Raw genomic sequence first — 21,381 nt, 5'->3', positions numbered from 1 at the left:
CCTAATACTTTAAATTAATCTTCTTTATGAAAGTAGTCCGATTACCAGGTAGAACCATTTGCAACCCATAAGTATAATTTGAATTTATCTCCAAATCCACATCGTTATACCCTTTGGAAGTTCCATTCAAGGTCTTGTATAGCCTTAGCCCCTTGTCTTCTTTACCTTTAAATAAATGGTACTCCAAAACATGAAAATCCTTGACTTTCCATGTTAGGTTAATAAATCGCAATTCTCGATTTACGGTTCCAGAAAACTTAATATCCTCATCCTTAACTGCTTTTCCGTTCCAAGTAATAGAAACGGGTTTGGCAGGTATACTTTCCAATCCAACCGAATCCCTGGCTATCACGGTATAACTGAATACATTTGAATCTTGCAATGTAGAATCATGAAAAGTGGAATCTTTTAATGTCTTGGATTCAAATAATTTCTCCCATTTCACTTCCAGATTACCTCCAGTTTTCCGATAAACGGTATGGGATGCAACATCGGGACTGCTGCTGGGAATCCAAAAAATATTGATCCCATCTGTGGTCACTTCGTAATTGTTCAGAATAGGGGAGGTCGGCGGAATAATATCCGGTTTGTCCATGATCAATACTTCGGAAAATTTTGAACGATTAAAACGTTGGTCCTCCGCCAATATCTTATAGAATATTTTTTTATTTAAATTGGCTATTGATACTGTATCCGTATAATTTTCGTGTTTAAAAGTAGTCTGTGTGACTTCACTGAATTCCGTCTGTGGATTATAGGACCGGTAGATTCGATATCCCCCCAAATCTTCTTCCAAATTTTTTGACCAAGATAAATTAACGACTCCAGTAGTATCTATTGTTCCTTTAAGGCCAATTGGGGAGGTGGGGGGCAGGGAATCAACTGGTTGGACCAAAGTGGAATAGGATTCACTTTCCACCTTATTATTGCCTATGGCAACGATGGTAAAATAATTTACCCTATCCAAACCTTCATAGGTTATTTCTCTTGCTGTATTTTGAATATTATCTACTACTGTTGTAAAGGGACCTTGGTTGTTGTTTGCCTTGCGCAGTTGAAACTTATCAATTAATCTGTTCCCCTCCTCTTTAAATTCCCATCGGAGTATTACCTTATTATCCGTAGGCAGTTCTTTTTGATATATTCGGGGAACAAAACCCAATGTTTCTTCCGCCTTACCCTGAACTATATCAGAACTTGGTCCCGTTTCCCCGAAGGCAGTTTTACCTATAATGCGATAATAGAAATTAGTGTTATTGGGTATCGAATCCATATAGAACATGGATATTTCGGAGCCTTCCTTGGGTTGTTGGGCATTGAATATGGGGACTCCGTTTAAGGGTTCAAAAGAAATATTATCTCTGGATCTTTCAATGTAGTAATTGGAATATACATGTTGCAACAAATTGTAGTTCCAGCTCAATGTAACTTTTTTATCAGTAAAGACACCAGATAAGCCTATGGGTTTCGGAAGGACTTCGTGCATATCTGGGCTAGCATATACTGTTCCATTGTTAATGGTAATATTATTTTGTTGTGGTAAAGCTACCGATACAGAATAAACATATTTTTCGCCAGCAATAACCGAAGGGTCCTCTATGGCCCAGCCCGCCAATTTGGAAGCCTCATAGTTTTGTTCTGCAGCTACCAAGGCAATAGTAAAACGCTGTTCCAATTCATCGTTTATAGCATAGACAACACCAATCTGATTTACAGGAGGACTAACTTCAAAGGTGTCACCAAATAAAGCCTGGGCCAATATAGCTACATTCTGATCTTGTAAGGCCAGGGTCTCCCATTCTACCAAAGGTTTTGGTCTTAGTGGTTTTGTAACTAATTGTTTCCTTTCTATGGGTACCACAGCCTTGCCGTTCCTTGAAATGGTTGCTCGTTCTATCCAAAAACCTAATTCATTGGCATTCTTCCATGCCAAGGGCTGGTCCACTGCCCATCGCAATATTACCTTGTTGGGCAAGGAGCGAGCTATAACCTGGACCGAAGCGGTATCTTGAGCCCAGAGGCTTGAGGTTAATAAGAGTAATATAACGAGTCCTTTCACTGTATATTAGTTTTTTTTCAATGAGTTGTGAGCTAGTCGTTCACATATTTTATTTCATATCCTTTTTGATAAATATCGCCTGGTGTTCGGTAAATCAGCTGTGCCTTAAAACTACCTAGGGGCAAGGGAGGAAAGGAGCTTTCAATTAAATATTTGTACCTTTCATACTGAGAAATATTGCCATCACTTCCATAATATCTATTTAGGATTTTATCTCTTAAATAGACCATATCCACTTTGTACTGATACGGTAAATTATATACAAAGGGAATCCTGTTTTTTACCCATGATGAATTAGGATTGTTCTCCAGATTAGCCAAATATTCATTGCCTATATAAAAGGAACGGACAGGGGGTAATCCAAGTAGAGCTTCGTCCCGGTTAACTTGAATATTTCCGTCAAGGGGGTAATTTTCGTATAGAAGAGGGTATATTTTCTTTTTATAATAGGAATCGTCCAAAATCGCTTGGGCGTAAACCAATGGTTTGGATAAGGTGTATTGGCCACCAACTACTTCCAATTTTTCCAAATATTCATAGTCTGCCACTTGGACGGATAAGGAATGGACGTCTGCGAATATGTAGTTCGTAAGGTTGTTGGTAACAGTTAATTCTTTAACTTTTTCCTTGAAGGTGGCATGTTTGCTAGTTTTGAAGCCATAATCCAAAATGGATTTGGGTGCTCCGTTGGAAATGTTAATATTGGCAGCTTTTTTGTTGGAAACTACGGCACTACCGGAGACGTTTCTCGTATCCTGGTTTCCAGTGGAAGGGTCAAACCAATTTGTATCCCCGCTTTCTTGATCGGCAAGGGTTTCTGTGTTTTCTACAATTATTTCACTCTTAATATTCGACCCTGGAGGGAAAGCCAGTAAATTTAATTTGTAACTGGAATTTAGGGACATGCCTTCTGGCACTTCATAAAATACAGTGGCTTTTGATCTGTCGTAAGTCAAATTTGTTCGGGTGCCTTGATTACTAGTCATAGAAACAAACTCTGCCCTTGTTTCAAATCCGCTGTCGAAGAGATAATTCTGGGGAGTTTTCATTTTAACATATCCCTTGCTATATTCTTCCGGATAAAAACTTTGTTGATAAATGACGGGATACATATAGGCTATATTTTCCAAAGGAATATAATCTGGGGCGCGATCTGTTTTAAAAGTGATTTCTTTTTTTTCTATTACTGGTTTGCCATTTTCAACCAGTGTTTGATAGCTACCCCCTATTTTCTCATCAAAGCTAACTTCAACCACCACATTAACTTCCTTTTCTGAGGGCAGGGTTTCATTTGGTTTAAAAGTAACTGCATCACTTGTATCGTTCCATTCCAACTCTCCTTTCAATTGTTCACCTTCCGAAGTAACGGTAAAGTTCTTCAATTGTAATTTGAAAGTTCGGACCCCATCATCCAACTCAACTTTAAAATCTGAATTGGCTGCATAATTGAAAACGGCTTGAGGGGCGGTAAAAACCGAAATATCGTCACTATTATCCTTGGGTGTCACATCCGATATCATGGGAACACCAACTGCATTATTAATATTTTCCAACTCACATTCCTCACCAACTTCAACTTTTAATCGCATTCGACCTGAGACGAGTCCCCCTAAAATTTTGTAATACATACCTACATAGCCTTGAAAATAAGCCGGATTGGGGAATTGACCCCGTAACATTGCGGCAACACCTGCCTCAGCGATAGGGAATTTACCTTTAATAAAGGCTAGGTCTACCTTCACTCCAAATTCTCCATATAGATAGGCATAAACTTGCCCCATAGAGTACCAGCCATTGTTTCCTATAGGGCCAGGACGCCCTACACATTTTGCATTCGGGTAGTAAGCGTGCATCACGTCAAAGCCTGCTCCTAGCTCTACAAAGGCGTAGAAAATTAAATAATCAAAATTATAGCCATATCCAAAATTGAGTCCAAAGGCAAATCCTTTGCCCGATTGTAGCTGGTTTTCTTGACGGTTGCTGTTGAGCATATCATCCCCTAAAATTTTAACGACCATAGGGTGGGGATCCAATTGCGACGGCAGTTGTGTGCCGGTCATAAAATAGCCCCCTATCCGAAGTTGTACTCCTACCTGGAATAAAAGTTCTATTCTCTTTTGGGGAGTACCAATATAAATATACCAATCTTCGGGACCAGTGTGCATTTTTGCATATCCTGCCAAATTGTTTTCCCCACCGCCCTTGACGCCCTCCAAATCCAGATATAGTTCAAACTCTCCATCAAAGGTCTGGTTTACAAAATCCTTTTCTATGCCCACATAAACCCCGACTTTCCCTGAAGCGGCAACATCGTGGACGGGAATCGATTCTTTGGCAAGTCCCATAAAGTTGCCATATTTAGACAATTGATCTGCGATTCCTTTATTTTCCTCTACAAAATTGTTTACCTTTTCAAAGGTTTTGTTTAAGGCACCGAAATCTGAGCTGTCAAGGCCGCCACTGGTCTTGTCTCCCATAAAGGCACCTTCTCCGGTAAAGCCTATTCTATTTAATCCACCGTGACTGTTGAATGCCATATCCAAATAAGCCTTTCCACTAAATGTATCCGAATTTTGAGTGCTTATATCCACTCCGGCACGGACGCTTAAACCATAATCCAAATTGGGACGGTAAACCGCAGAGGAGGGCGAAAAACCATCTTCATTACCTCGAATCTTTTTCATACGATAGGATATACCTCCTACCATAGAATTTATCATAAATTTTGTACTACTCTTTTCGTCGTTTTTGGCCCAAACATCTACGTTCCAATATCTAAAATCTTTCATGCCAAAAATAGCTTTACCCTCGACTTTTAAGTTGACACTTTTGATGGTTGCCGTAACATTACCTCGAAATCCATCACCATACCAACTATGGTCTTCCATTATTTCCAAGCCTCCTTTTATGGTGATTCCGCTTTTTTCATAATCAATATCAATTCCATTTACCTTCACCCTTTCAAATTGCCATTTCTGTATTTTAGCACCGTCCTCTAATTTTCCCATTACCTGCATACTAGTAGTGGCATGGGACCCTTCACCGTCCAAATTTATTTTTAGGTCGAAAGAAAGTCCAACTTGGTTACTGGGCGTAACCAATTCCAACTTTTCCACGGAAGCTGGGAAATTCATCAGCTTCATTTCACCCTCAAATCCAAAGCTTTTTGCACTGATGGGTTTTTTGCCTGGTTCTGTTTCCAACTTTAATCCCTCGAAAACAATACCCGGAAAATTAAACCCTTTGCCACTATTTGTGACCGTTTCTACGGAGGGCGACTCCTCCCCTTCTTTCTGGCCAATTTTGCCAACTATGGACAGTTGTCCAGAGAGATTGGCAGAAGGATATACATTGCCGTCTTTTATATCTATGGCTACACTAGAATTTTTCTCCAATTGCATTTCACCCAGGAAAACGGGGGTTTTATAATTGCTGTTCAGGCCAACTGCCAGACCGTAGCCGTCTGGTTGTATATATCCCGAATAGTCCATGGGTTTCTCAAAAATAGGCACGGCAATATCTCCGGCAATGGATCCGCCGGTCAGGGAATTTCTCGAGAGTGAAAGACTAACATCTGCAATAGTAAAGGCCCATTGGCCGGCAGAACCTTCACCTGCCTTTAATATGTTTTCCGCAAAAAAGGAACCTGATACGCCTTGGCTATCCAGGATGAGATGCTCTGCCCCAAATTCTACCCTTTTGGTGGATGTTTTGGTATTTTCAATTCCCTTGGGTAACATAATACTTAGTTCTTTGGCATAGAACCCGCGCCAAAGGTTTCGTTCCCCATGTACCAACACCTCGTTGTAATCTTTTGGGAACTTTATCCCAGACGCATTTCGACTGTCACTTAAATCCAATACGGCGCTTTTAATATTGAATCCCCAACCTTTTAATCCTCTAACTTCAAATTGGGGGAGTGACACATCTACCAATAGGTCGTTCCACCCATTGGCTTTAACGCTAAAGGATGCGCCTACATAGCACTTGTTGTTTACAACATCAGGATACTTAAGGTATTTATTGTCCGTGCTCTCGCCACATTCATAATTTCCACCACTGTTAATGGGAAGGAGAATGTTTCTGGAAATCCGTAGGTCAGCTTCCAAACCAATGGACTTTAACCCGGCACAGTCGAACTCCACGAACGATTGGTCCCCAAAGGCACCATTTTTAAGATCTATTCCACCTTTAAGGGTCAGTAACCAGTTGTCACCGTTTAGAGGAATGGCCTGATCTCCTAATAGGACCAATTTCATATCTCCCAAAAGCGCGCCGTCATGGGAAAGTTTTATGCCTTCGCCGCCAAAATAGATTTCTCTACTAGGTTCCCCATTGGGTCCTTTAACGGGAATGATCATTTTTGCCCAGGCCTTGAATTCTGCATATTGTGGTGTAAATTTTACTTGGGTAATGGCCAGTTCAACACGGTTACCGGAGGTCGAGTCTTTTTTGCTTAGTCCAACCGGGAGCTCCAATAATTGCTTGCCCGTAATGATATCGACAAAATTGCCCAGTTCCTTAACCGCTTCAAAGGCCCTAATGGCCTGGGCCACAAGGGTATCCGCTTTGGAATTTCTCGAAAAATTAGTGGAAATATATTCTGGGGTAAACTCAGGTTTAAGGTTGGCAAAAGAAACATTGAAATCTTCTTTTTGTGCTAGTTTTTCGTCAAGTGAAGGAAAGGAGCGGAGTGTTTTTTCTTCTTCTGTATTTGCTATTGAACTATTGTGCCTTCGGCTACGCTCAGGCACCGTTGGTATAGGGAAAACAGATCTTTCACCAGCGTTACCCATTCTTGCCATGGCCATCTGCTGCAAATGGACCAAATGATTTGGGTCTGCTTTCTTAAGTTTGGTGGTGTCTTTTACTTTTGGAAGTAGGGAGTCTTTTGAGATAATATCTATGTTTTTAGAAAGCCACACCCCTGCTACGACACCCCTACTTCGACTGGGCTCAGCCCAAGTCTCAAGAGGAGAGTTGGTTGGGCCTGCCCAAAGCAGGCCGCACCAAAGAGATAGGATGATATGTATGTATTTTTTATTCATAATTCTTGATTATGATTGGTTGTTTTAACTCGGCTAACTTTATTATACTTCTTAATACTTTACATTTATTTAACCTAACTGCTCCGCAAAGTCTCCCGACTTTGAGGAAGGATGTATAAGGTTTATGACTATGTTGAATTTTCGAAATCTATTCATATTTTAAAAATGGTGATGTTCGTAGAACATCTATAACAGGATTTGTAGCTAGCTCAATATTCTCCAAAATTCCTTTGCCATCGATATAGTTTGTGGCACTGGAATAAAGGTATTCTGATGCTTTTTTCACTATGCCGGCCCGTACTGGGTTAAGATGTATATAATCCAATTTTGACCACAGAAACTTCTCTGAATATATTTCCTCCGCATGATTGCCATAGCGCCAAAATTGATAGTTCTTGTTCCTGGCATGAGTTTTGGTCGCATTCTTGAAACGTTCAAGCATCCATTCTTTTCTACTTTCGGGCTCCTCCATAATTTTTTCAAGTATAGTTCTGGCAGTAAATTTTTTAAAGTCCCGAATCAGGTCCGATAGTTTTCCATTTTTTGATTGTACAATCAGATGGACGTGGTTACTCATGATTACGTATCCATATAGTAACATATGCTTGTTATTGATACAATAGTTAAGAGAATTAATGACTACATCCCTATACTCCTTTCGAGTAAAGGCATCAATCCAATCTACCACTGTGGTGGTTATAAAATGTGCCTTATCTTGATCTCGAATGATGTAGCCTTCTTTCATTTGGTTTTTTCTTTACACCGTCTTGATTAATTCGCTCTCGTTGTTCTTTTATTATCTTCTGCCATTTCCTAATAGTTAGTAGTGCTCAAAGTCGGGAGACTTTGCGCAGCTGGTTATTCTTGTTTATATGGTGACAATGCCGCCTTATTATTAATAATTGCTTCTGCTAATTTTTTAATATTTATCACTCCTTTATCATCTTTAACTTCTGTTTTCAATCTATTGATATCGGCATATTGCGGATCATCCCTATAATTATAAAATTGAAATAACATATTAACGTCTGTTTCCAATAAGATAGACTCTAAGAGCTGTATTTCTATATTTGAATTAGTAAGCTCCTTCCAATTTTCTCCAGTTCTAACCACTTTGAAGATTTTGTCTTTTGATGCCGTAGTATTCGAACGAGTTTTATATTTAATCAAACAAATACGTTCAGCATTAATATCTACAAGCAATCTAGAATTCATTATAATTTCAAAGGTTATAGAGTCTTTTTTATTGTTAGAAAGTTTATCGGCATATTGGTCTGTTAATAAGCCTTCGGGTATTGAAGAGCTTAATTTTTTGGTTATTATAGAATCTTCCTTACTGGAATTTATTTTATAGTCATATAGGTTGGCATAGGAGTATTCTTTATTAAAGGATATTTTTCCTTTATTACCTACAAATTGGTGGTAGTCTAGTTGTGAAAACAGCGAATGTGACGCCAAAAACAGTACTAAAATGATATGAATTTTCATGCTCTATATTTTTTAAATATTTTACCAGGTTCTTGGGTCTTTATACAATTCAATTTTTGTTTCATCTATTTCAGGGCTGTACCAGCTTCCAAATTCTTCTTCAAGTAATGATAAATCCAAGCCCGCTTCGGTGGATACCCTTTCAGCAATGGCCTTAATATTTGGATCATTTGAATTTTGCAACACAATACCCTCAAGCACTTCAGATTTCATTCTCATAACTATAATGGAAAGGGTTGATAATGAAGGGTGCGAGGTTTTTTGCCATCTATCATTTACGAACTGCATAACAACAGCTCCAGACAAGACTGCAGTGCCTTCAAAATGTGTGAAAAATTTTACTATCGCAGTAGAAATACCCCCAACATCAAATGTGAGTTTATGGGCTAATTCAAAATAATTTTTATCCTTGTCCATAGTTATTATTTTGTCAAAATGACTTTGTTTTTTTTCTGATGCCTTTTCTGCACCACCCAAGGTATTATAATTGACCCACTCCTGGTCTGTAGCTGAAACAATGGACTCTAAAAGTTGTTCGGGATACTCATTGGTTATATCGGCTTGACTCTTATAAACCGCCTTTGCATAAGTGCCCCCAGGATATTGGAAAAAAGTAATTTCTGATTCCTCTGGGTAGCTTAAAATTAAGTTAGCATCCTCCTCTTGGGTGTACCCAATTGAAAGCCAGAATACTGTAATGAAAACTAGTAAATTATTTTTTTTCATTTTTCTTGGATTTCATCCATTTTTTTATTTGACATACTATAGAATATAATGCGATGGTCAAAAGGATGATATTTAATATTATTTGTATTAAATAGCCTTTGGTGTTCATTTCGGTTTCTTCTTCTAAAGCATATTTAGTTTTACCTTTAGCATGTTCCCATATCCAGATAGAATCTTTATGAGAATCTAAATAATCCAACATATTATTAAACTTTCTTCGCTGGATCCTAATCAGTGTTTTTCGGTCATCTAGCATATAAAGCCTTTTACTATAATCTTCATAGTATAGGATAACATTTCCATTACTTGGAGTTCTGCCTGAAAAACCACTTTGTTGTGATATTGAATCAATTTTCACTTTCTTTTTTACGTATTCATGCTTATGATTTAATTCCCAGACTCTTTCATATATTTTTAGAATAAAAATTGGACTAAAAACTATTATAATGACAACTAAAAGTAAGATTATTAAACGTATCAATTTTTTCATAGGTAAAATTAGAATTGATGTTCAACTTCTCCTAAATCTAATTTTTCAGTAATATTTATAGAACCCTCCCAGTCTACAAGCTCAAACTCTAAAGCCCCTTTGGTTTTAATTTTTAATCGTCCAGCCAATACTACAGGGGGAATATAGAATTCCCCTTTAAGTAAATTTGTATTAAAGCCATACTTTAATTTACCTGCAATGCATCCTTTTGCAAAACCTCGAACTTCAAAATCTACTAAATCCTTCCCAACTAATAAAATTGCTTCAATTCCCGCTTCTAGACATCCACTTGGGCCTACTTCTAAAAATGGGTTATCATTTTCATAGTTTGTATGTTCAATGTATGTAAAGCGTTCAACACCTCCCCTAGCTGTAATAGAGAAGTTAAATTGGGCATATAGGCCAACATCGGCCACATTAAGTCTAGATAAGCCATTTAAAATAGGATGTGTTACTTTTAATTTAGGTAAGCTGGCAGAGATTCCTCCTTTTACTGAGCCGATTTCCCATTTCTTATATAATCTAGAATAATAATCTTCTTCATTATATTTTGATCCCTCTATTTTAATAGGATTAATCTTAAAATCCCAACCAGCAATTGGAATATATTTATCTAATAATTTTAGATTTCCTTCAATATCTTCGAATGATTTTGTTAATACTGCACTCACCGCAGGTGGCATAAATTGCCATTTAATTGGTGAAGGTTCAAACCAAACAACATCAATACCTTTTTCGACTAAATTAGGTTTGCCCGCTATGACATTTACCGAATACGTTAACTCTTGTTCTGTCAGGTTTAAATGGATGTTTTTCTTGCCGTAATTTTTTCCTAATTTGTTTTGCTGGTTAGGTTCTTCGTAATACCAAACAATATCATTTTCAGAAATATCGCCTTGAGACAAGTTATCGTTTATTTTAATGCTAAAATCTACTTTGCGGTCTGTAATAACATAAGGCGTTGGAGATTTTGGTAAATAAAGCTTTTGCCCAGTTTTAGCAATTCTTTGAGGACTATCCTCTGGTTTGGCATAAATGTCCACTAAATCAAAATCTTCAAGTTCCCTTTTTATCGTTACTTTAATTTTTTGGTCATTATAATTTGCCACAATATCTAGGATGTAAACCATTTTCATGTCAATACCCAAATTGTCATGTATAGGCTCATTCGTTACATGTTTAGGAGTGTAATCTGAACCTTGATATAGTACTTGCCAATTAAATGTTGACCCTTCAGGGTGATTTTTCAATAAAAAAGCATAGTTAGAATTGCTTTTGTCATAAGGTACTTCTATAACCTCATTATTTTTGTATTCAGTTCCGTTGTGGACTATAACAACTTCATTTTCGGAATTGGTGGTAGTTCCTGAGCTAGTATCTGTGACTTGTGCCATATCATTCGGGCCGCCAGAATTGGATGTATCTGTAGCATTACCGCTAAATGTGTTGTCTTGAGAAGATGAGTCATTACTAGTTATATTTAATTGGCCATCGTTCACATTTATGGTATCGGACCCGCTTTCCAAACTTTCTGGCTCTATTGGTGGTGCATTTTTCTCATCTTCGTCGTCATCACTAAAAACATCCCTTAAAATATTGGCTGAAGTATCACCCAAATCAGCAATGGCATCATAAGTTTCCACAAACTGATCCACCACCTCATCTACATCCAAAATACTCCCAAGGTTTGGGTCATAAACCGTTACCACGGTGCCCTCGGACATTTGCTTATCGGTATTGATCAGCACATTGGTGAATTCAACACCTACCTTAATGCTGTTGAGATAGGGAATAGTCACATAACCCTTGCCAGTAAACCTGCCGTTGCTACCACTTATCTCCAAAACATGTATTGGAAAATCACCGGCGACAAAACTTTCTCCTGTACTTAATTTAGGAAGAGGTTCTTTATTCGTCAGGCTAAAATTGGGCGTTATGCCACATTGGTATACACTAGCTTCATTATCGGCGATAAAGGTGATGAACTGTTTGGCTACACTCCATTCGCTACCCGTAACCACACATTTCTTTTGCAATTGGTATTCGTAGGTAGTACCGGCCTTTAAATCCCACAGTGTAGTTTGGTTGGTAGTGGTCTTATTCAAGAACCACTCGTTCGTATTGCCTTTCTGTCTATAACGTATAGTATATTCTGGAACATCCGTAGAAAAATCGTCCCAAAAAATATTGGCATTGGTGCTGCCTTTTACTTCATGGCCTATTCCTATGGGCAAATCGCATGAACCTGCATAGCTAAAGGAGAATATTTCGCTATAACCCTGATTTTTAAATAGTCCAATTTCTTCCGCACCTTGTTTAGCTTTTGCTTGTATCCGCCAAGCATAGTTCTTGCCAGATAACAGTAGAGGGTCGGACGGGCCATATACGTAGGTGGTAGCGGTAGTGGTGGTCTGAAATACTGGAGGGGAACTTAAAAAAGCGGCTTGCGGGTCTATTTGGGTGTCCCAAATTTCTACCAAGCTTAGCTCATATTCCACATTGCTAACGTTAATGCTTCTGGGTGTCCATTGAAACACAATGTTTTGCGGATTATTCTCGGCAACAAGGGTCTTGTTCCTTGGGGATATTAAAAAAGGAGGTTCGTTCTGGAAGACCACACTTATGGCACAGCTTTTTTGGGAAAGCCGGTGGCCGGTAAGAACATCATACACCTCATAACAAAACTGATAGGCTCCTTCGGGAATAACTTGTCCATAGACATTGGGCGAAATACCCGTAATATTTTCAAAGCGAAAATATGGAGCCAATTCTGCGTTGGTCATTACCAAGGGAACACCGCCTTCTAAAAACAAGGGACTTGAGCCAACTACTACATCATTGCTCTGGAACGAAATTCCATTTCCTTGAAAATAGGCCTTTAGCCGTATTTCACGATTGCTAATTTCTAAATCGTTCAGTATAATTTGAAGCCGTAACGGGCTGTTTGTGGTACTGGCATCGGCATATTGCGAAAAGTATATGGGTGATGGTGGGGTAACCTGGGGAATTAATTGTACAGGAAAGGATTGGGCACTAGAAAGTAAACAGTTAGCTGATAGCAGAAGCCACAAGAATACCTTCCCAATTCCACCACCTTTAAGAGCTAAAATCTTAAAAGGGTCAATGGAATATATATTGGCAAAAGAAATATTTATTGGATGCCATATATACGCACACCACCTTTTAAAGGAAAAATTCCCTTTAAAAATGGAAAAAATAAAAACATACAGTCGTAATAGTCTTGCCATACAATATTAATATCCGGTTGGATAATAAATTTCTGGCCTGTAGGGGGGTAGGGGCCTTAGTTTTTGTTTATATAATTCAATTCAAAATCATCAGGATTTACAAGGCCCAAGGATTTTTTGTAATAAAAATCAATAATCCCATTTTCTAAATAATCTTTCAATTCATCCGCATTTTGGCTTTGATCAAATATCTTGAATGATTTTACTGATGCCAGTTGTTTAAAATCCTTTAGATATCCAACTGGTTCTAGAACAACATCAATAGTATTAAATTCCTTGAAAATTCCTTGCATCCATCGGTGGCCAACTAATTTTTTCAGTCGCTCTTCCCGTTCTGCCAAAAGGGCCTTAAGAGTCGATTTTTCTTCCTCGGTGGCCTCCATTTCTCTGACTTTTTTGTTCAACGGGTGTTCGTCCACTTTCACCTTGGTCTCCACAAAGCTATTTTCTAGAGTGAGGTCTATTTTGCGCATATCAAACTTAATTTTTTGTATAACGGCAAATAAGGCATCATTATAAGTGGCCAGGAAATCTTCAAAAGAGTATAGCTCTTTCAAAAAGGTGACAGCATTTTCTTTATAGGGCTGCTCTTGTTTTTGATCTTTTACCAAAGCCAATAAAAGCGTTAGTTCAGTTTTTTTGAATTGTGGGATATCCTCAAATTGAGAACTTTGGAAAACTGTAGTAAGTTGTCGGTTCAGCTCTGGAATTGTACCACTATAGGTGACATTTCTGTAGCGGAAACTTAAGATGTTTTGGCTGATACCAAGTGGGTTAGCCCGAGGGGTGCGCTCTCCAGGCTCCAAATTCAGTTTGAAGTTATCAAAGGCATAACTATAACCAAAGGTTACGGTGAGGTCGCGTCCCGTATTTAAAGTGGAATTGCGAAAAAGTGCCAAGAAATTTAGGCTGAGGTTATGTTTTTTCAACAGGGCATAATTACTACCCAATCTAATATTGTATATATTATTTTGTTGCTGGCCGTTGGCATAGGAAGTATTGTAGGAGGTAGAAAGATGGGTGCGTAGTTGTTTGTCAAAGAATTGTTTCCCTATCGCCATTGTTGGGCCCAAGGTAAGGCTATTGTCTGTTTCACCAATTGCGTTGTAGGAGGTGTTTGCGGCTAAGGTAACGGTCAGGTTTTGTTTGGGGTAACCAAGAGTATACCCTGCCATACCGTTATAAAAGGCATTATTGCCTCCGGCTATGTTTTCACCCTCTTGTTGGTTATTGGAATTTTGGTACACCAAATTCAGGTTGGTACTATGCTGTTTGTTCTCCGTCTTTTTTAGAATATAATTTAAGCCGAGATTGGCATTTTGCGAGATCTGTCTATAATTTAGGGTGTCAATATTATCGAATTCCCCAACTTGGTTGATATAGTCGAATTGGTCTCGAATATTGGTGTAGGATTGAAAGTTGGAGTATCCCCCATTGATACCCAAACGTTCCGAAGCCGTATAATTGAGGGTAACAGCACTTACAATACGCTGTTGGTCCGATGTCTTGGCATTGTCCAGATTGTCTTGTTGCAGTCCCGCATTTACGCTGAGATTTACTTTGTTATTAAACAAGGTCTGACTTGCATTTAGGGTAATGTTTTCCAAATCATTGTTAAAGTAGTAGGCGCCCAGTGTCTTATATTCCGGATCTATACGTTCATAACCGGCGCCCACGGTGCCGTTCCCGGCAGGATAAGCAAAAGAAGCATTTAAGGCATTGTAATAATTGGTGCTAATATTCTCATTTAGCATAAAAGAGAGCAGACCATTGGAGGCAGGGGCATCAGTTAGCCTTACATCTTCGGTAACTCCAGAAATGGCATACTCAATTCTTATTTGGGCTTTGTCCAATAATCGGAATTCCGATTCAAACGAAAGAACTGCATTGTCTTTAGGGGAAAGTCCCAGTTCTACAGGAAAAGGATTTTCCAAGGAATTTTCATCATCGTTGGCCTTAAAAAGGATAATTCCCAATTTCATAAAATCGAAATCATAGGCCGTTTTTATTCCGTAACCCATACGTTTGTATGCGGTAAGTGCTCTGGGTACTTCAGGATTGTACTCCGTTGCTTTCAGGAAGCGACCGTACATGGCACTGATCTGGAATTTCCCTTCAGGATTTAAATCAAAACCACCCCCACTGAACTGATGTCCGCTGAGGGTGTAAGGGGAGAAGGTCATACTAATATCCCCAAGATGTGCGGTAGCCCATTTATAGGAAGGATGAAGACTTAATCGATTGAATTTAAAAGGGTTTGGGAAATCAAAATTTTGATTGGAATAGGTGAACGAAAGAGGTATATTATAAAGTCCGGCTATATTGAAATTGAGATTACCCGTTAAATAATAGGTGAAATCCTGTCGGTTGGCAGTCCCGTCATAGTAGACAGCATTTGCGGCAATTCCTCCATTGTACCGCACCCATTTTTCTTTGCCCAATTGGTCAAAATTGATACTCTGGGAAAAACCAAACGTACAGCACATAACCAAGGGGCATATAAGTTTGAACAATGGCGTGTTCTTAGAGCTTTTAAGATAGAATAAATTTTTAATTTTAACATAATTTTTTCGACGAAATACCAGATGTTGTTTGTAGGACTCTAATTTACTGACTATAAGATTATTCTTGTTAGGAGTGGTAGTGCAGTAAAGCGTAGTCATTTTATTATTTAAAAATTGGAATTATTCGGTAAAAGACCCTCTACTTCCTTATCCAAGACCGTCGTTTTATTTTTTTTGCCCGTGTTGCCCAATAAAACCAGGAGATTCCCGTTAGCCTAATAAAATATGCCCCCATGAAGAAGTGTTTATTGATTTTTGCCCTGGTTAGTGTTTTTGTTTCTTGCGAGAAATTGTTGGATTCGCTGACAAAATTTGAGATGGATTTTAACCAAACAGTTGTTATTCCCTCATCGTCAGGAGTAGATCTGCCCTTTGACGTTTTTACACCTGAGACCGAGACCAACTCAACTGCCGAGTTTGAAGTAAACGATACTAGAAAGGATTTAATAGAGGAAATTGTCCTAAGGAAATTAGTGATGACCGTTAATTCTCCGGAAGGGGAAGACTTCAGCTTCTTGGAATCGATTATTATTTATATGTCGGCTGAAGATTTACCTGAGATCAAAATAGCCTGGAACGAGGAAGTGTCCGCCAACCCTGGAGAACAGTTGGAATTGGTGACCACTACAGAGGATCTAAAGGAATATATAAAGAAGGATACCTACACGCTTAGGCTAAAAACCGTTACCGATGAGTTTTTATCTACGGATTATGAAATTGGTATAGCTACAACCTTTTTTGTGGACGCTAAGATCTTGGGGTTATAATACCATTAAATTACAGCCTCTAATATCGGAATGGTCAAACCTACCGAGTATTTCGAAACTACCGTCGCTATAAACCTTGCCCAAATCCTGGGTGGCAATAAAGGAGCAGGAGTGAATATTGGCCAGGTCAATGACATTTACACCACCTGTTTTCCCCACTTCCTGTAACGTTAATGGGTCTTCGGTTTCGCGCGTCAATACTTTCATCCACTTAGGGGCAATGAAACGTCCATTCCCCGTTGAATAGGCTTGGGACAATAGCTCCGTCATCCCATATTCGGAATGGATATTAGGAACTCCAAAACCGGTTTTTAGCAATTGGTGCAATTCCTCACGTATCAATTCCTTTTTTCGTCCTTTCATACCTCCGGTTTCCATAATTACGGTATTCTTGAGGTTTAAGTGGTACGCTTCCGCCATGTCCAAAAGGGCAAAAGAAACCCCCAGAAGAAGTATTTTTGTACCGCTGTCATCCAATCTTGCTACCGTCTTCTGCAATCGATCAATATCATCCAAATAAAAGCCACTGTCCGGATGGGTACTTTTAATGATCAGATCATTTGCCATATATATTAAGGAAGAACCCTCCCTTTCCAGATAGGAAGGTAATAACGCCAGTACACAATAGTCCTCTATGTTCCCATAAAACTGTTTAAAGGCCGTTAGATAGCTATTTTCATATAGTTCCGTATTGCGGACATAATGCTTGCTAACTTCGCTTCCAGTGGTGCCACTACTGGTAAATATAATTTGGGGAGTAAAGGAGCCGGTAATTACTTTTTTGGTTTTAAAAAATTCTATCGGTAGAAAAGGGATATCCTCTATGCTTTTGACATTGGATACATCTTTGCCCAAGTGCCTGCAAAACTCCTGATAGACCAAATTTCCTTGATACTGGATTCCAAAAGTTTTCAAGGCCATGGCATTGAACTCTTCTTCAGTGGAAATATTAAAAATAGGATCTACGGGCATATTCTAATTAACAACCACAAAAGTAATGATAACAGTAGAGTGGAAAACCTATTTTATGGTTTTATTGAGAATTGATATAGGGTAAAAATGTATTTTGGAATGTAACAAGGTATACCAGCCATTGGCCGTGAAAGAAAAATAGGGAATAATTGGTTATAATGCGATTTTCAGAAAAGAAAAAGTGTTGCTTAGATGTCTTATTTCACCACCAATTTTCTGGTCATCGTTATCCGGTTTTCGGTGATTTGCAGAACGTATACCCCAGGTGCTAGTTTTGATATGTTTAAAAGACTGGTCTTAATACGGTCCTGTAAGGCTATGGTGCCAAAAACATCATAGATTACCACATCCTTTACTCCGTTGTGCTTGGTGGTAATATAAACCACCTCCTGATAGGCCGGATTGGGATATAACTTAAATGTATTGGGCTGGGCAGTTCTGTCCACAGGTTCTTCAATAAATTCCTGTGCAGAAACAGCCATAGAAAATACCATGACAAGTAGGGTGTAAAATATTTTCATAGGTTAGTATTGATTTGGGATCAATACAGTAAATGTAGCATAATAGGGAAGCTGGAGGTATTAAATGTTGTAAACGAGCAGTTTTTGTATGTGAATCCTTATTATAAGTATTGCACTACAATACTAAAGCCTAAAAATGAGGTAATTGAAAGAGTTGTAAATCTGGAAAAAGTTGGGAAGTACTATTTAATAATCAGTTTACGCGTAGCTACTTTGTTTTTTTCGTTAACCCTTAGCATATAGACCCCTGCAACCAGATCATTGACATTTAATTCAGAACCGATAATTGTGGTTTCCAAAACTTGAGATCCAAAAATATCGAAAATTAGAATTTGCTTCGGGGCGTTCTGGGAAGTACTAATATATACCCTTCCATTGGTAACCGGATTGGGATATATCTTAAAACCGGGTATATCGCCTCCTCCACTATTTCCTTTGGGATCCTGTCCATAGGAAATTGAGATAAAAAGTAAGGCTATAACTAGGTAGAGTTGCTTCATAGAAATTTAACAACAAATAATATACCGTAAATGTAATAATTTTAAGCGCAGCACGTTAGCGGCAACTAAATTTATACGAGAATATTCGATGAAATGCAAAAAGAGGCAAGATTCTATGTTTTTTTAACAAAGAATCTTGCCTCTTTTTTATGAAGAATGAAGAAGGCTTCTAGAATTTTATATTGTATCCTAAGGAGAATGACCTACCAGGACTTCTTTTGGAGAAGGTCTGATTTTCAGCCTTGTAGGATTCATACTCACTTTCTACATCATCGTCCAAAAGATTGCTTATTTTAAAACTTACGCTCTGATTTTGGTTTTCGCCAAAACTCTTGGAGAAGTTAAAGTTTAAATTATGAAATGGCATGGTGTATACATCCGGCACAAAACCGTTACCAACCACCTGTAATGTTTTACCCTGTACATTGTAGTTCATACCCATTTGGATGCCGTTTTCGGCTCCCTCATAATTTAAACCGGAATTTATAAGGTAAGGTGATTGTCCCTGTAACTCCCTGTCATTGCCCAAGGTTTCTCCATCCCTAAGTCCCAACGTTCTTAGATTACGCTCACTTTCGCTATAAACTTGGGTAGATTTAATGATAGAGGTATTTACATTCAGACTAAAATTTTGAAGTGGTGCTGCAATGAACCCTAAGTTTTTCCTTAGTTCAAATTCCAGTCCAATTACGTCCGCATCACCGAGGTTTTGTGGGGTAAAGTTATCGGATGAGGATTCGAAGTACGTAAGTTCAATGGGATCGGTGAATTTTTTATAAAAGCTGCTCAATGCGATCATCTCGGCACTTTCTCCAAACCATTCAACCCTAAAGTCGAAGTTGTTAATGTAGGTTGGGTCCAAATCAATATTGCCAATGAAGGTATTGTTGGATAAAGGATCAAAGATCTTGGCTATGGAAGCTTCCTTAAAGGAAGGTCTTGCCGTAGTTCGTGAATAGGACCCTCTAAGGTTTACCTCTTCCGTAAGCTCGTAAATTAAATTGGCCGTAGGGAAAAGGTCGAACTTATCTATTATGGTTTCGTTGTCATAAATAACCTTTTCAGGGTCATTAATGTCCTTATTGTCCTCCCCGGTATATTTGGATTCAAATTTCTCCACCCTAACACCAAGGATAGTTCGTAATTTTTGTCCCAGTTTAAACTCGTTTGATACATAACCTGCTATATTTTGTTGTGCTGCCTCATAGGTGTTGGCCGGTTCTGCAACCGAGATGTCGGGGTCAATATAGGAACCGGAATTGTTGTTAACGGTCCAAAGGTTTTCTTCCAATAGGATGTTGTCTGCAATACCATTGAACTTGGTAGTTGATCCATTGTTCTCAATCTCAAAGTTTAATATGCCAAAATCCCTATTCTTGTAGGAACCATAGGCACCAAATTTTAATTTGGCGTCTTTTTCCAGAAAATCATATTTTTTGGTAAAATCCAATTTGGCAACTGCATTGATCTCTTCCAAATCCCTCCAGATTCTTTTTGGCTGGTTGTTCTGGGGTATGGAGTATACGCCATCCTCTACTCTAAAAGATGTTGTTCTAATATCCTTGTCCTGAATTTTGGACATGGTAGGGGAAAGGGCCCATTCCGTAGTCCATGAAGCATCTTCGCTGGAATGTATTCCGCTAAGTAATGCGTTGGTGATGGAACGTTGGGTATATTCCAAGTTATCTTTTGAGAAATTGATAAAATCCGAGAAATTCAGGGTCTGGCTAAAGTAACCTGCAGTAGATTCTCCGTTCTGAATATGAAGGAGATTAAGTTTGTATTTGGATTTTTCAGTCTTAAAGGAAGTGCCCAAAAGGCCGCTTACCAATACATTGTTTCTGCCTATATCACCGGTCTGCGTTCTATCAGTATCCAGTTCAAATACAGAGGTGTCCGCATTTCTTCGGTAGAAATTGTTTTCCGCCCCTTCATAGAAGGTGGTGGTATTTTTATAGGATAGGGATGCTAAAAAGCCCAATCTGTTCATGCCCTCTCCCACATTGTATTGATTGCCCGTGGTAAATCCAAAACTATAGTCCATGGCACTATTTGCTTTCATTGCCGATAGTACAGGATTAAATTTTTTGGTAATGGCCGTCAATAGTGGGTTGTATTCAAAAGTACTTGGAATTTCCTGATTCCGGTTAATGGGAACACTTCGGTTTCCGTTGTCGAAACCTAGGAAATCTGTAGAACCTCCTTTATAGTCCAAATAGTTTTCGTTAAAATGCATGTCAGGATTGTAACTACCACCTAAGGAAATACTATGCTCTTTTTTGGTGGGATAGTCCTTGGTAACAATATCAACTATACCACCTGTAAAGTCTGCAGGTAAATCCGCAGACGCAGATTTAAGAACCAAGATATTATCTATGATATTGGTAGGGAAAATGTCCAATTGAATGGTATTTCTGTCCGGATCCAGTCCTGGAATGTCCACCCCGTTCAAAATAGATTTGGTATAGCGATCTCCTAGCCCCCTAACATAGACATATTTGCCACCTTGTACAGATACTCCCGGTACAGATTTTATGGCACTGGCTACATCACTGGAACCCGATTTTTTGAAGGCTTCGGCAGATAGTCCGTCCAAAAGGTTAACGGCTTTTTTTTGGAGGCCCAATACAGCTGTTTCCGTATTTTTTTTAACGCTTACCGTTATCACTACTTCGTCTAGACCCTCGGCCAGGGTTTCCATAGTAACGTTTACATTGGTTACCTCGTTGGCCTTAATGACCACATTGGTAATTTCCACGGTTTTATAACCTAGGAAAGAAAAAGAAAGGTTGTGGGAGCCTTCCTCAAGGCTTAGTTTGTAATTACCATCAAAATCCGAGGTTGTACCTATAGTGGTGCCTTTAACTAATATATTGGCAAAGGGTACAGGGTCTTGAAAATCGGCATCGATCAATGATCCCGTTACCTCGCCAGTTTGTGAAAAAATGAGTTGAAAAATGAAAAAAGTGAAAGTTGAAAGTCTAAGTGAATATTTCAT

At 38.7% G+C, this 21,381-nt stretch carries 13 protein-coding genes; 1 reads left to right on the top strand and 12 read right to left on the bottom strand.

The window, feature by feature from the left end; translation table 11 throughout:
* Position 1: 1 nt before the first annotated feature.
* The 8 genes from MWU78_RS17360 to MWU78_RS17325 form a co-directional block, all read right to left on the bottom strand.
* A complete protein-coding gene (locus MWU78_RS17360; protein ID WP_247000066.1) occupies positions 2–2,059 on the bottom strand; it encodes a hypothetical protein in 2,058 nt (685 codons plus the stop codon).
* Between the two features lie 32 nt (positions 2,060–2,091).
* Positions 2,092–7,107, bottom strand: coding sequence for a hypothetical protein (locus MWU78_RS17355; RefSeq protein ID WP_247000064.1), 5,016 nt, complete (start codon positions 7,105–7,107; stop codon positions 2,092–2,094).
* A 148-nt stretch (positions 7,108–7,255) separates the two neighbouring features.
* Positions 7,256–7,852: a transposase gene (locus MWU78_RS17350; RefSeq protein ID WP_247000062.1), complete on the bottom strand. Its 597-nt coding sequence runs from the start codon at positions 7,850–7,852 to the stop codon at positions 7,256–7,258.
* 113 nt (positions 7,853–7,965) lie between these two features.
* The gene (locus tag MWU78_RS17345; RefSeq protein WP_247000047.1) at positions 7,966–8,595 is read right to left on the bottom strand and encodes a hypothetical protein; all 630 of its coding nucleotides are present in this window, start codon (positions 8,593–8,595) and stop codon (positions 7,966–7,968) included.
* Between the two features lie 21 nt (positions 8,596–8,616).
* Positions 8,617–9,321: a hypothetical protein gene (locus MWU78_RS17340; RefSeq protein WP_247000044.1), complete on the bottom strand. Its 705-nt coding sequence runs from the start codon at positions 9,319–9,321 to the stop codon at positions 8,617–8,619.
* A complete protein-coding gene (locus MWU78_RS17335; protein WP_247000042.1) occupies positions 9,308–9,811 on the bottom strand; it encodes a hypothetical protein in 504 nt (167 codons plus the stop codon). The genes MWU78_RS17340 and MWU78_RS17335 overlap by 14 nt, the downstream gene beginning before the upstream one ends.
* Positions 9,812–9,819: 8 nt before the next feature.
* Positions 9,820–13,059 carry a fibronectin type III domain-containing protein gene (locus tag MWU78_RS17330; RefSeq protein WP_247000040.1) on the bottom strand — a complete coding sequence of 1,080 codons (3,240 nt, stop codon included), beginning with the start codon at positions 13,057–13,059 and terminating at the stop codon, positions 9,820–9,822.
* 56 nt (positions 13,060–13,115) lie between these two features.
* Positions 13,116–15,572 (bottom strand): hypothetical protein, encoded by a 2,457-nt coding sequence (locus MWU78_RS17325; RefSeq protein ID WP_247000038.1) that lies wholly within the window; start codon positions 15,570–15,572, stop codon positions 13,116–13,118.
* Between the two features lie 284 nt (positions 15,573–15,856).
* Here MWU78_RS17325 and MWU78_RS17320 point away from each other — a divergent pair, with 284 nt between their 5' ends.
* Positions 15,857–16,390, top strand: coding sequence for a hypothetical protein (locus tag MWU78_RS17320; RefSeq protein ID WP_247000036.1), 534 nt, complete (start codon positions 15,857–15,859; stop codon positions 16,388–16,390).
* On the opposite strand, the gene MWU78_RS17315 is transcribed toward MWU78_RS17320, so the two are convergent.
* The 4 genes from MWU78_RS17315 to MWU78_RS17300 form a co-directional block, all read right to left on the bottom strand.
* Complete coding sequence (locus tag MWU78_RS17315; protein ID WP_247000035.1) at positions 16,385–17,362, bottom strand: acyl transferase; 978 nt, start codon at positions 17,360–17,362, stop codon at positions 16,385–16,387. The genes MWU78_RS17320 and MWU78_RS17315 overlap by 6 nt on opposite strands.
* Before the next feature lie 197 nt (positions 17,363–17,559).
* On the bottom strand, positions 17,560–17,883 hold the full coding sequence (locus MWU78_RS17310) for a T9SS type A sorting domain-containing protein (RefSeq protein WP_247000034.1): 324 nt from the start codon (positions 17,881–17,883) through the stop codon (positions 17,560–17,562).
* Positions 17,884–18,065: 182 nt separating this feature from the next.
* Positions 18,066–18,383: a T9SS type A sorting domain-containing protein gene (locus MWU78_RS17305; protein ID WP_187581269.1), complete on the bottom strand. Its 318-nt coding sequence runs from the start codon at positions 18,381–18,383 to the stop codon at positions 18,066–18,068.
* 169 nt (positions 18,384–18,552) lie between these two features.
* Positions 18,553–21,381 (bottom strand): TonB-dependent receptor, encoded by a 2,829-nt coding sequence (locus MWU78_RS17300; protein ID WP_247000033.1) that lies wholly within the window; start codon positions 21,379–21,381, stop codon positions 18,553–18,555.

It is taken from the genome of Arenibacter sp. F26102, from assembly GCF_023015865.1.
Lineage (GTDB): Bacteria > Bacteroidota > Bacteroidia > Flavobacteriales > Flavobacteriaceae > Arenibacter.
The sequence above is the reverse complement of the archived record's forward strand: the minus strand, read 5'-3'. Positions and strand labels throughout refer to the sequence as shown.